Genomic DNA, 12,819 nt, shown 5'->3' with positions numbered 1-12,819 from the left:
GTGTGACTGATCATCCTCTCAGACCAGTTACGGATCGTCGCCTTGGTGAGCCATTACCTCACCAACAAGCTAATCCGACCTAGGCTCATCTGATAGCGCAAGGCCCGAAGGTCCCCTGCTTTCTCCCGTAGGACGTATGCGGTATTAGCGTCCGTTTCCGAACGTTATCCCCCACTACCAGGCAGATTCCTAGGTATTACTCACCCGTCCGCCGCTCGCCACCAGGTACAAGTACCCGTGCTGCCGCTCGACTTGCATGTGTTAGGCCTGCCGCCAGCGTTCAATCTGAGCCATGATCAAACTCTTCAGTTCAAACATCTTTGGGTTTTTAAAAAACCCTAAATTTAGCTCAGCAATCGTTGGTTATTCTTTGATTTCTCGCGGAGTAACTGGTGACTGCTGATAATCAGTTGACTTCAGTCTTACGGCACAAGCACCCACACGAATTGCTTGATTCAATTGTTAAAGAGCGGTGGGTTGATCCTTTCGTCTCAACCGAGGCGCGCATTCTACAGCAGCGCCGGTTACTGTCAAGCGGTTAATTCACCGAAGTTTCAAGGTTTCCCGTGTCACTTCAACCACTTGCGCTTCGATCAACTTCGCGTCTCTCGTCAGCGGGAGGCGAATTCTACAGCGTTTCAACTCGCTGTCAACTGCCTATTCTCACCGCTGCCGATCACCGCGACCGAAGCTTCTTCCTCGCTAACAAAACTGGTTAACTCATTGATTGCCAAGAAGTTTATCGTTTCATCTGCTGCGGAAGAGGGGCGAATTATAGGCCCAGGAAAAGTTACGTCAATAGCTAATTTCAACTATCTGTCACATTGCTAGATTACATCGATATAAAAGGGGCGGGCCTCTCGGCTCACCCCCTCTTTCAAGCGGCCCTTCTATATAGAAGATCAGTCGATCTGGTTCAGCACCTCGCCCACCGCATCGAACAACCGATCCAGGTCCTCTGGCTTGCTATTAAAGGTAGGCCCAAACTGCAACGTGTCGCCGCCAAAGCGTACATAGAAGCCAGCCTTCCAGAGTTTTATCCCTGCTTCATATGGACGCACAATTGCATCGCCATCACGCGGGGCGATTTGGATCGCACCGGCCATGCCGTAGTTGCGGATGTCCACGACGTTTTTCGTACCCTTAATGCCGTGCAGCGCCTTTTCAAAATGCGGTGCAACTTCGGCGACCTGTTGAACCAGATTCTCCCGATGCAGCAACTCCAGCGAAGCCAGGCCAGCAGCGCACGCAACCGGGTGCGCGGAGTAGGTATAGCCGTGTGGAAATTCGACCGCGTATTCCGGTGTCGGCTGATTCATGAAGGTTTGATAGATCTCGGTGCTTGCGACAACCGCCCCCATGGGAATCGCGCCATTAGTGATTTGCTTAGCAATACACATAAGGTCCGGCGTTACGCCAAAGCTGTCCGCACCGAACATTGAGCCAGTACGGCCAAACCCGGTGATGACTTCATCGAAGATCAGCAAGATGTTGTGCTGATCGCAAATCTCCCGAAGACGTTTCAGATAGCCTTGTGGCGGCACCAACACACCGGCCGAACCGGCCATGGGCTCGACAATCACAGCGGCAATGTTGGACGCGTCGTGCAGCTCAATCAATTTGAGCATTTCATCCGCCAGTGCAATACCACCCAGCTCGGGCATACCCCGCGAAAAAGCGTTGCTGGCCAACAAGGTGTGGGGCAGATGATCGACATCCATGAGCTGGCCAAACATTTTGCGGTTGCCGTTGACGCCGCCCAGGCTAGTGCCCGCGATATTGACACCGTGATAACCGCGGGCCCGGCCGATCATCTTGGTTTTGGTGGCCTGCCCTTTCAACCTCCAATAAGCCCGCACCATCTTGACCGCCGTATCCGCACATTCGGAACCAGAGTTGGTATAGAAGACGTGGTTCAAATTACCTGGAGTTAGCTCAGTGATTTTCTCTGCCAACTGAAACGACAACGGGTGACCATGCTGGAACGCCGGCGAGTAATCGAGCGTCCCCAACTGGCGCGATACAGCCTCTTGAATCTCCTTGCGCGTATGCCCGGCACCACAAGTCCACAACCCAGACAATGAGTCGTAAATCTTGCGGCCTTGATCATCAGTCAGGTAACTGCCATGGGCTGCAACGATGAGCCGAGGGTCTCGCTGAAAACTACGGTTGGCGGTGTACGGCATCCAATGAGCGTCGAGCTTCAATTGGCTGGCCAACGATGTTTCAGCAGTTTCGGGAAGATTCATGGGTGCAACTACCTCGAGGGCGAAGGGGCAGCCGATTGAGCGGCGTTGTTGCAGCTACGTTGCCATGGGCATAAAGTTTGAAAAACCCAACTTTTAAGATCTTCAGTTAGCCGATGACTAAACTATGAGTACTCGTAGGCCCGATCCATTGGCCCAAGTCAGCGACTTCGACGTGCGCTTGCTGCGTATCTTCCGAAGCGTTGTCGAATGCGGCGGCTTCTCGGCCGCCGAAAGTGTGCTGGGTATTGGCCGCTCGGCGATCAGTCAGCAAATGAGCGACCTAGAGCAGCGCTTGGGATTACGCCTGTGCCAGCGGGGGCGGGCGGGGTTTTCTCTGACGGAAGAAGGCCGGGAAGTCTATCAATCAGCTCTGCAACTGTTGGGCGCACTGGAAAGTTTTCGCACTGAGGTCAACGGCCTGCACCTGCATTTACGCGGAGAACTGAACATTGGCTTGACTGACAACCTCGTCACCCTCCCCCATATGCGCATTACCCATGCACTGGCCCAATTGAAGGAGCGTGGGCCGGACGTACATATCAACATCCGAATGATCGCGCCCAACGAAGTTGAACAAGGCGTGCTTGATGGGCGTTTGCACTTGGGCGTCGTCCCTCAGGCCAGTGCTTTGTCCGGACTTGAATATCAACCGTTGTACAGCGAGCGGTCACTGCTCTATTGCGCGGTAGGTCATCCGCTCTTCTATATGGACGATGCGGCACTCACCGACGCCCGATTGGATGAGCAAGACGCCATCGCGCCGACCTTTCGATTGCCAGCCGACATTCAAGCGCATTACCAGGTGCTGAACTGCACCGCCAGCGCCTCTGATCGCGAGGGTATGGCCTTCCTGATTCTTACTGGACGCTACATTGGCTACTTACCGGATCACTACGCAAGCTTATGGGTGCAGCAAGGCCGACTCCGAGCCTTAAAATCTGGCACACGCTTCTATGACCTGACACTGGCCTCGGTCACCCGCAAAGGCCGGCGCCCTCATCTGGTGCTGGAAAGTTTTTTAAACAGTCTCGCCGCAACACGCTGATGCATGTCCTCATGAAGGCTTTGCAACAAGTCCTCGCCAGCTTCGTTGGGATTATTACCCCGCCGCTGATCATTGCCTCGGCACTGGGATTATGCATGGGTATCGCAGCGCAACCGACACTGCTAAGCCATCTGCCAAAAATAATTCAGACCTTGTTCGACTCTGCTATCACCAGCGGCGGCATTACCGCCATTGTGATGTGCATACTGTTGCCTGAACGTCATCTGCCGACTCAGGCGAACCATCCAGTACCGGAAGTCGATGCCTTGAAGCAATAAATTTGCACTCTAACCACTTGTCGGAACGTCGCGGGTGCGTTATCTGTTCACATGACGCAGCCCATACTCCGTTCGGAATCGCCCAATGACCTTTGAAGTCCCAGCGCACTGCGCTCACGCCGTCGCTAAACCTGCCAGCCGTATCCGTCAGAAAAACGAAGAGGCGATTATTAAAGCCGCTGAAGACGAGTTCGCACGTCACGGCTTCAAAGGCACCAGCATGAACACCATTGCGCAAAATGCGGGGTTGCCCAAAGCCAACCTGCACTACTACTTCACCAACAAACTCGGGCTGTATATTGCCGTATTGAGCAACATCCTTGAATTGTGGGACAGCACCTTTAACTCACTTAGCGGGGAAGACGATCCTGCCGAGGCCTTGACCCGCTACATTCGCGCGAAAATGGAGTTTTCTCGGCGGCAGCCACAAGCCTCGCGGATTTTTGCGATGGAAATCATCAGCGGCGGGGAGTGCTTGAACGAATACTTCAGCCAAGATTATCGCGCATGGTTCCAGAGTCGAGCCGCCGTGTTTCAGACCTGGATTGATGCAGGAAAAATGGACTCCATCGACCCCGTACATTTGATCTTTTTGCTGTGGGGAAGCACTCAGCATTATGCAGACTTCGCCACGCAAATTTGTCGCGTAACCGGTCGCACGCGCCTGACCAAGCAGGATATGGAAGACGCCGGCGACAACCTGATTCGGATCATTCTCAAAGGCTGCGGGCTTACGCCTTCAGCTGCCTGAGCACGCACGCTCTTAAGCGACGCTTTGTCTCGTCGATAGCTGGAATCTGTCATGCCTTTTACCCTAATCGGCGCTTGCGAATACCGGGAAGAAATTCGCAAAAGCCGCTTCATCACCTTGGCCGCGCCCATCACTAGCGCTGCAGACGCTCAAACTTATATTGAGCAACACAGCGATTTGAATGCCACTCACAATTGCTGGGCGTGGAAACTGGCCGATCAATACCGTAGCAGTGACGACGGTGAGCCCGGAGGCACTGCAGGTCGCCCGATCCTGGCCGCTATTGAAGCGCAAGATTTCGACCAGGTCGTTGTACTGGTGATTCGCTGGTACGGCGGAATTCAGTTAGGTACTGGTGGCTTGGCCAGGGCCTACGGCGGCGGTGCAAACAAATGCCTTCAACAGGCTGAACGCGTACCGCTCATTCATAGGGTGGGGCTGAGTTTTGATTGCAGTTTCAGCGAGCTTGCGATGGTTAAAGTACGCTTGGCTGAGTTAAATGGTCTGATGCTGAACGAAGCATTTACCGCCAATGGCGTGGAAATCACTCTCTCGCTTGGCCCTGAATACATTGAAACCCTTCAGCGTCAATTAGCGGATCTTAGTCGCGGGCGCATTGTTGTCCAGCGCGCAGAGGAGTGACATAGAGTTGCCCACATCTGTTGTGCACCCGGCTGTGGATAACCTGAGTACACCCGCTCGCACCCCCCGGTACGCATAGCTCTGCGCCAATTGATCACTTATTAACCAATTATCTAAGTAACAGGAAAAATCTTCTTAAAACAGTCTGTTAGCGCGACTTATGACAACACGATCCAATGCGGCGGGTGCTTATCCCCTCATTTCGAGCTTGCGCACAATTACTGTGGACCAATCTGTGGATAACCCGTGCAAGAGTGCCGAAAACACAGACCCTTCATGGTGTGCGCCTCGGTGTTCGATTTTTGCACAACTCGTACAAACGGCGAACAGCTTACCGTGCGCAACAAGCAGTAGGCTTGGCCACTAAGTTCGTAAACACACTGTGCATGCTAGCCCTACTGAACCGAGGCAAATGTCAGCCCAGCTGTGCCCTCGCCGTGCTCCATGGCAAGCGCGGCAAGCTTTGCCAACGTTAACGTGAAGGTGAGTAAGATCAACTCGGTGCCTTAGGCTTGATAGTGAACATCGTGCTGTGGAATTGGTAGTACTGTCGACACCAAACTGAATCTTTAAAAGTGGAACTTGCTTTCCATATGAATAATCATGAATTGTTTATCTAATGAAAAGCAAGATAGTTTTTGAAAAAACGATAAGTCATGGGTAGTTCAATGTGCTATCGACGAAATGGTACTTATTCGAAAGTACAAAGAGCCGGATTGGTTTCTTTACATTCTTTTTCTTTCCATGCAATACCCACAGGCTTCGCAGCTGCCTGGGTTTTAAGGGTCATTCTAACGGCTTCGTTCTTCTTACCTTCGTAGTCACATGCCACAAAGTCTCCACTACTACTTGTGCTACGGATCGCAGCCATTTTGAACGTAACGTTTTGCAGATCCGATTCATCAGCCATCGGGTTTTCACCCGTCCACTTCTGACCATTTGGGGCAGTAGCTGTATAAGTAAAACCCTGTCCCTCGGCAGTCTGTTTAATATCGCTGACCGCTGGACATGAGGTAGTAACCGCATGAGCGTTGCCCATCAACACCATCATAGTAATAACGCCTGCCGAAATTTTCTTGAAATCCATAGTCATGACTATTGCTCCTAGTTTAACAAGATACAATTTAGTGCTCCGCTAACAGCAAAAATTACACTACGCTGAAAGCCATGACTGCACGCCATGTGATCTTAAGGCTAGCGTAAAATTCTGTATACGCAAGATTGAACCCCAGCCTACTTGATATCAAGTAAAGCACCTTCACCTTGTTCGTTAATAAGCGTTCTTAACATTCCGATTTCACAGATAATTTTTTGGGCTCTAACAAGGACCATGAATTGGCTAAGTAGGGACCACCCCCTACGATCAAAAATCGGAAAATCAGCTCGGGCAGCCCGCGGTCAACCCTGTTTTTTCACTGGCAAAGTTTCCAGCAAAGCCACCCAGCGACCGGGTCGAGACGCTGGGCAACATCTTATTAACTAAAAGGGTGAAACAAATCCCGGGTAGACCTCGACCGCGCTTTCAGCGAGGCGCCTTAAACCCCCAGCAGCGACAGCATGATGAAGGTCGCGAACAACACAAAATGGGTCATGCCTTCGATAGCATTGGTTTCGCCATCGTTCAGGTTGATTGCGCTCACCAGCAAGGTAATAAATACCATGACCGTTTGCACCGGCGTCATTGCCATCTGGAACGGCTGACCACTGTAAAGCGCCATCGCCTCCATGACCGGAACGGTCAGGATCACCGTCGACAACGACGCCCCCAATGCGATGTTGACCACTGATTGCATGCGGTTAGCCAAAGCTGCGCGCAGCGCGGTAAGTATCTCCGGCGCGGCGGAAATCGCTGCAACCAAAATGGCTGTCATCACGGGAGGTGCACCTGTCCCTTGGAGCCCCAGGTTGACCGTTTTCGACATCACTTCCGCCAGCGCGCCAATTACCACAACGCCGAAGACTAACGTGCCGACAGAGCGGGTCAAATTGATAATTGGTTCATCGTCGGCAGGTTGATTTTTACGCTTTTTCTGCGGATAGCTATAACTGAAAAAATAACTATGCGGCCCCACCTGCATGCGCAAAAACAACGCGTAGAGCACTACCATCGCACCAATGGTAAACCCCGAATAAACTTTCCAGTCTCCTGCGGGAATAAACTCAGGTACCACCATCGAAACGCCCATTGCAGTGAGAATCATCACGCTGTACGTGCGCGCTGAATCGTCGTTGTACGATTGCTCGCCATGCTTTAGGCCACCCATCAGTGCTGCCAGACCAAGAATGCCATTGATATCAAGCATCACCGCCGAATAAATGGTGTCGCGCACAAGCGTGGGCGAAGGCTCGTTGCTCATCATGATTGCCAAGATCACCACTTCGACCAATACCGCCGCTAACGTCAAAATCATCGTGCCGTAGGGATCACCCACCTTGTGGGCTAGTAGCTCCGCATGATGGGCCACACGCATAGAAGCGCAAACGATAGCGACGACCAACGCGATTGCACCCGCCAACGCAATGCCCTGGCCGTGACTCAGCAACCAATATTCGAAAGGGAACGCAACACATGCAGCAAAGACTGCCAGGAGCAGAAATTTTTCGTCTTTTAAATAGGTCGGCATTGGTGCCCTTGGCTTTTGAAAGCGCGCAGCGAGAGAAAGGTGATGTGCAGTACAGACTGCTCGGGGTTACTAAATGTTTGGTGCTAACGGTAGCAGTAATGATCGGAGGGTGAACATTTAACCGGCTGGTCAGGTTTTGCTTTCTTGTAGGGCATCCTCTGTAGAATGCCTGCATCTGCTCCTGATGAGAAAACGCACATGTACGATTGGCTGAACGCGCTGCCCAAGGCAGAACTGCACTTACACCTCGAAGGGTCGTTGGAACCTGAATTGCTGTTCGCCTTGGCCGATCGCAATAAAATCGCCTTACCCTGGGCAGACGTCGAAACCTTGCGCAAGGCGTATGCGTTCAATAATCTGCAAGAGTTTCTGGATCTGTACTATCGCGGGGCCGACGTACTGCGTACCGAACAAGATTTCTATGACCTGACTTGGGCTTATTTACAACGGTGCAAAGCACAGAACGTCATTCATACCGAACCGTTTTTTGATCCCCAGACCCATACCGACCGAGGCATTGCGTTCGAAGTAGTGGCAAATGGTATTGCCAGTGCTTTAAAAGACGGTCAGGAGAAGCTCGGTATTAGCAGTGGTCTGATTCTTAGCTTCCTGCGCCACTTGAGCGAAGAAGAGGCCGAAAAAACCCTGGATCAAGCACTGCCGTTCCGTGACGCTTTTGTCGCCGTCGGGCTCGACAGCTCGGAAATGGGTCACCCGCCTAGCAAGTTCCAAAGAGTATTCGACCGTGCGCGAAGCGAAGGTTTTTTGACGGTTGCCCATGCAGGCGAAGAAGGGCCACCCGAATATATTTGGCAAGCGCTGGACCTGTTGAAGATTGAACGCATTGACCACGGCGTCCGGGCTATGGAAGACGACCTACTAATGCAACGCATCATCGACGAACAGATTCCGCTGACGGTATGCCCTCTGTCCAACACCAAACTATGCGTGTTTGACGATATGGCTCAACACAATATTCTCGAAATGCTAGAGCGAGGCGTGAAGGTGACAGTCAACTCAGACGACCCTGCTTACTTCGGGGGGTATGTGACGGAGAATTTCCATGCGCTGCATACCCATCTCGGCATGACCCAGGACCAGGCCAAGCGCATGGCGCAAAATAGCCTGGACTCGCGACTGGTCAAACCTTGATAGCGACGGATGTGTTCCCGTGAAAAAGGGAACACATCCCGAGGTAGCATCAGGCAGCGGACGCGATTTTGCTGATTTCACGTTGCCCGCTGGAAGAGACCTGCAAGGCGGTGGATTCTTCGGTAGTGCGCAACCACCCCAATTGAATAAACAATTGCAGCAAGCCCGCACCCAGGGCGCCGCCCAAGTGCGGTGTACGTTCACTCCAATCCGGACATGCGCACACGGTCTGGCGCTTTCGATGGGCCAGAGCGGGAACATAAATCCCACGCTGGGCAAACTGGGCGACGCCCTTGCTGGTGACTTCGATACGCTGCTCCTGCTGCTCGATCCACCCGGCTCCCAAGAGGCGTTGATACAGCTCAGCAGCTAACTCACCACCTAAATGATCCGCACAAATCCTTGCGCGTCGAAGCGGCAAGGGCGGCGTGGATAAAACAGGTTGCGACACACTTTTGCTCACGCGGTCGATACTGACCAAAGATGCGCTGGCCAATGCCTCGACCGCAGCCCCAACCTCGGGTCCAGCCAACCGGAAGAACCGCTTTCGGCCTCGCGCCTCCTGCTTTAATAAACCGCCAGTAGCCAAGCGCGCCAAGTGGGCACCTGCCGAAGACGTGGATAGACCCGCCAGCAGGGCCAGCTCATCCGCCGCACGGGCGGTCCCATCCATCAAAGCCCAAATCATTGCGCTGCGTTTTGGGTCAGCCAACAACGTGGCAATCTGGCTAATGCAAGGTGCATATTCCATGTATTCACTCCCTGTTGAAACATTCATCAATCGCACTGACATAGTGAACAGCAAATTGGATCCAGCCAAGACGCTAAGCCGCCAAAACGAGGGCTATATTTCACCGGAGTAGCGAAAACGTCATGTTGTAAAACCTATATGACGCAATATTTAAATCTCTGGCACCGATCACCTACTCATTAATCTAGCCTGCCGGAATTTGTCGTATAGATACGTCCTGCTTGATAGCTGACGGACTTGGCCGAGCACGTCAAGTATAAGCCCAGCGCTCTTTCACGAAACGGTGATTAAACTCGTCTTTAGCTCGACGCTGGCATCCTGCAGCCAAAGTCGGTCACTGTCACGCCTGAAGAAAAGAGCTTCCGAACAGGCTATCTGCTTTGAAAGCACTGCCGGCCGGACACTTTAGGGCCGTATGAAAAAACTTACCTGATAGACCCAAGGGAATTGCCTACAAAAGAAACACACAAAACGCGCAAGAAAATACGACGACTTAACGGAACCTTTAGCACCTGCACCTGTGATCTATGCTTTTTAGTGATGCAACTCTTTGCATGTCCCGTCAGACATTTCCTTACAGCAAGTAGTCTATGGAACATTAGTCATAGTGTTACGGGATAGAGGGGCTTCGTGCCGCTAATGCCGAGCAGCGCAACTTGAGCATTTCACGTAAAAGATTAACCGGTTTACTCAATTGCAACCGATGGGCGCACAGCAAGTTGAGCGGTGCCCACTCGCCTTGCAGCTCTGGCATTAACACTTTCAAGCGCCCGGCATGAACGTCAGCGGCGACATCCAGCCAGGATTTATACGCGACGCCGGCGCCCGCCACCGCCCACAACCGAACAACGTCGGCATCATCACTGAAACGATCCCCGTGCACCGTCAGGCTCATTTCTCGTTTGCCATCATGGAAGCGCCAATGGTCATGCACTCTATTGCCCAGCATAAAAAGCAAGCAATTATGCTGCGCCAACTGCTCCAGGTGCTGCGGCTCACCCTGGCGCGCCAGATAAGACGGTGCCGCACACAGCACGCGCCGGTTGTCAGGTGCTATAGGCAAAGCGACGAGGCTGGAGTCTTCTGGCTCGCCATACCGCAGAGCTATATCTACCGGCTGACGAAACAGATCGGCGATCCGATCACCCAATAATAGGCGCAAGGTTAGCTGAGGATGTTGACGCTGAAATTCATCGAGCCAAGGTAATAGAACATTACGACCAAAATCAGAAGGTGCAGACAACTGCAAAACGCCGCTCACTTGATCTTGGCTGCTGGCCAATAACCGACGCCCTTCCTCAAGACTACTCAAGGCTGCCCGTGCGTATTCCAGAAACCCGTCACCTTCAGCCGTCAGACGAAGACTACGGGTCGAACGCGCCATCAATCGTGCGCCCAGTTGCTGCTCGATACGCTTAAGCGCCGCACTGGCGACGGCAGCCGACATGTCCATAACTCGCGCGGCCGCGGACAAGCTGCCCAAGTCAGCAGCGCGAACAAACAATTGCAAATCATCAAAACGAAGCATAAAAACTCGGATTATCAATTAAAAATTGAAAGAGACTGCTGTTTTAGCGGGTTTTATCTTTTGAGGAAATAGCCAATCATCTGCGTCATTGCACTTTTCAGCGGCCCGAGCGCCCTCTAAGGAATCACCATGTCCCCGCCGTTAATCGTCATCGCCACGCTTATCGCTAAATCGGGTCACGAAGCAGACTTGGAAAAATGCCTGCGCACGATTCTGGAACCGACCCGCGCCGAGACCGGCTGCCTTAGTTACGACTTGCACCAAGACCTGGAGCACAGCGCATCTTTTTATATGATCGAGCGCTGGACCGACGATGCTGCCCTCCAAGCCCATTCCGCCAGTGCGCATATCCAAGCGTTCAGGGTCGAAGTGGGCAAGCACCTGGAAGCGTTCATTCTTAAGCGAGTTCAACATCTGGCCTGACGATCGATTCGTCAGTTGTCGTCTTACTGTCCCTTTTTCTGGAGCCTTCATGAAAGCTGTCGCTTATTACCATTGCTTACCCATTACCGATCCCGCGTCATTGCAAGACATCGAATTGGAAACCCCGGTCGCTGGCCTTCGCGACCTGCTGGTTGAAGTCAAAGCCATCTCAGTCAACCCGGTCGATACCAAGGTTCGGCAAAACGCGCAGCCGGAAGACGGCGCCGCTAAGGTATTGGGCTGGGACGTTGCGGGCATCGTCAAATCGGTGGGCGCGCACGTCACGCTGTTCAAGCCCGGGGACAAAGTGTTTTACGCCGGTTCAATCGCGCGCGCCGGGGCTAACAGTGAATGGCACGTAGTCGATGAGCGTATTGTCGGGCACATGCCCAAATCTCTGAGTTTTGCCCACGCGGCCGCCTTGCCGCTGACTGCGATCACCGCATGGGAATTGCTCTTCGAGCGTCTGCAGATAGGCGAAGGCCAAGCAGATAAAGGGCAAAGTTTAATAATTGTCGGAGCGGCGGGCGGCGTCGGTTCGATACTCACCCAATTGGCTCGCCAATTGACCGGACTGAAGGTAGTCGGCACTGCCTCCCGGCCTGAGACACAAGCATGGGTGCGTGAGCTAGGCGCGCACCATATCCTCGATCACAGCAAGCCGCTGAACGAAGAGCTGAGCCGCGCGAGACTTTCTCAGGTGACTCATGTTGCTAGCCTGACCCATACCGATAAACATTTGAATCAACTGGTTGATGCCTTGGCGCCGCAAGGACGTCTGGCGTTGATCGACGACCCGAAGTCGCTCGATGTTGGCCTGCTCAAACGCAAGAGCATCTCGCTGCACTGGGAGTTCATGTACACGCGATCATTGTTCGAAACGCCCGATATGATCGAGCAACACAAGCTGCTCAATCGCGTTGCAGAGTTGGTTGACGCTGGTACGTTGAAGACCACTTTTGGTGAGCATTTCGGCACCATCAACGCAGCGAATTTACGTCGAGCTCATGCTGTATTAGAGAGTGGTAAAGCCAAAGGCAAGATAGTACTAGAAGGCTTCTAATTGAACGAGGCGGCATACTGTTCATACAGACAGCGCCGTCAGTCAGACGCTTGACCGGGATCAATACGTTGTTCAGAAGCCGGATTACACTTGCTGAGTTTGCCAACCCTCGAGGAAGTCAGCAATGAAAGTTCTGATGAGTGAATCAGCAAGATCCCTGGAAGGAAACCAATGGCAGGTCCGTTTGGACCAACATGTCGTTAGCTTCCGCAGTGAGGCCGAAGCTCGTGCCTTTGTTCGCACGCTTGAGTCTCGGCTTCAGGCACCACACACATTTCCGACCTTACGGCAGCAAGCAGCGAGCTAGATCGGT

Annotated in this window: 13 protein-coding genes and 1 rRNA gene (1 of these 14 running past the window's edge); 8 read left to right on the top strand and 6 right to left on the bottom strand. The window is 52.9% G+C overall.

The annotated features are described in order from the left end of the window. Nucleotides 1-312 (bottom strand): 16S ribosomal RNA (locus RGW60_RS22440); it reaches 1,227 nt to the left of the window's first position. A 590-nt stretch (nt 313-902) separates the two neighbouring features. Then, nucleotides 903-2,249, bottom strand: coding sequence for an aspartate aminotransferase family protein (locus RGW60_RS22435; RefSeq protein WP_322206680.1), 1,347 nt, complete (start codon nt 2,247-2,249; stop codon nt 903-905). Nucleotides 2,250-2,373: 124 nt separating this feature from the next. Between RGW60_RS22435 and RGW60_RS22430 the strand changes: the two genes are divergently transcribed. From RGW60_RS22430 to RGW60_RS22415, 4 genes are all read left to right on the top strand, one after another. After that, on the top strand, nt 2,374-3,294 hold the full coding sequence (locus tag RGW60_RS22430) for a LysR family transcriptional regulator (RefSeq protein ID WP_322206679.1): 921 nt from the start codon (nt 2,374-2,376) through the stop codon (nt 3,292-3,294). An 11-nt stretch (nt 3,295-3,305) separates the two neighbouring features. Next, nucleotides 3,306-3,572 carry a hypothetical protein gene (locus RGW60_RS22425; protein ID WP_407074094.1) on the top strand — a complete coding sequence of 89 codons (267 nt, stop codon included), beginning with the start codon at nt 3,306-3,308 and terminating at the stop codon, nt 3,570-3,572. An 85-nt stretch (nt 3,573-3,657) separates the two neighbouring features. Next, nucleotides 3,658-4,323, top strand: a complete 666-nt coding sequence (locus tag RGW60_RS22420; RefSeq protein WP_322206678.1) for a TetR/AcrR family transcriptional regulator — start codon at nt 3,658-3,660, stop codon at nt 4,321-4,323. 51 nt (nt 4,324-4,374) lie between these two features. Next, a complete protein-coding gene (locus RGW60_RS22415; protein ID WP_322206677.1) occupies nt 4,375-4,965 on the top strand; it encodes a YigZ family protein in 591 nt (196 codons plus the stop codon). Between the two features lie 691 nt (nt 4,966-5,656). On the opposite strand, the gene RGW60_RS22410 is transcribed toward RGW60_RS22415, so the two are convergent. Both RGW60_RS22410 and RGW60_RS22405 read right to left on the bottom strand, forming a co-directional pair. Next, on the bottom strand, nt 5,657-6,058 hold the full coding sequence (locus RGW60_RS22410; protein WP_322206676.1) for a DUF3757 domain-containing protein: 402 nt from the start codon (nt 6,056-6,058) through the stop codon (nt 5,657-5,659). A gap of 442 nt (nt 6,059-6,500) precedes the next feature. Continuing rightward, a complete protein-coding gene (locus RGW60_RS22405; protein ID WP_322206675.1) occupies nt 6,501-7,589 on the bottom strand; it encodes a calcium:proton antiporter in 1,089 nt (362 codons plus the stop codon). A 198-nt stretch (nt 7,590-7,787) separates the two neighbouring features. Between RGW60_RS22405 and RGW60_RS22400 the strand changes: the two genes are divergently transcribed. Beyond that, the gene (locus RGW60_RS22400) at nt 7,788-8,741 is read left to right on the top strand and encodes an adenosine deaminase (protein WP_322206674.1); all 954 of its coding nucleotides are present in this window, start codon (nt 7,788-7,790) and stop codon (nt 8,739-8,741) included. 49 nt (nt 8,742-8,790) lie between these two features. On the opposite strand, the gene RGW60_RS22395 is transcribed toward RGW60_RS22400, so the two are convergent. Beyond that, a complete protein-coding gene (locus RGW60_RS22395; RefSeq protein WP_322206673.1) occupies nt 8,791-9,492 on the bottom strand; it encodes a helix-turn-helix transcriptional regulator in 702 nt (233 codons plus the stop codon). Between the two features lie 610 nt (nt 9,493-10,102). Then, nucleotides 10,103-11,020, bottom strand: a complete 918-nt coding sequence (locus RGW60_RS22390; RefSeq protein ID WP_322206672.1) for a LysR family transcriptional regulator — start codon at nt 11,018-11,020, stop codon at nt 10,103-10,105. Nucleotides 11,021-11,149: 129 nt separating this feature from the next. Between RGW60_RS22390 and RGW60_RS22385 the strand changes: the two genes are divergently transcribed. From RGW60_RS22385 to RGW60_RS22375, 3 genes are all read left to right on the top strand, one after another. After that, complete coding sequence (locus RGW60_RS22385; RefSeq protein WP_322206671.1) at nt 11,150-11,443, top strand: putative quinol monooxygenase; 294 nt, start codon at nt 11,150-11,152, stop codon at nt 11,441-11,443. A 49-nt stretch (nt 11,444-11,492) separates the two neighbouring features. Beyond that, nucleotides 11,493-12,506, top strand: coding sequence for a zinc-binding alcohol dehydrogenase family protein (locus tag RGW60_RS22380; protein WP_322206670.1), 1,014 nt, complete (start codon nt 11,493-11,495; stop codon nt 12,504-12,506). A 124-nt stretch (nt 12,507-12,630) separates the two neighbouring features. Then, nucleotides 12,631-12,813 (top strand): hypothetical protein, encoded by a 183-nt coding sequence (locus tag RGW60_RS22375; RefSeq protein ID WP_322206669.1) that lies wholly within the window; start codon nt 12,631-12,633, stop codon nt 12,811-12,813. Nucleotides 12,814-12,819 lie beyond the last annotated feature (6 nt).

The sequence above is a fragment of the Pseudomonas sp. AB6 genome (assembly GCF_034314105.1).
Lineage (GTDB): Bacteria > Pseudomonadota > Gammaproteobacteria > Pseudomonadales > Pseudomonadaceae > Aquipseudomonas.
Note: the sequence above shows the minus strand (reverse complement) of the source record. Positions and strands in the feature narration are given on the sequence as shown.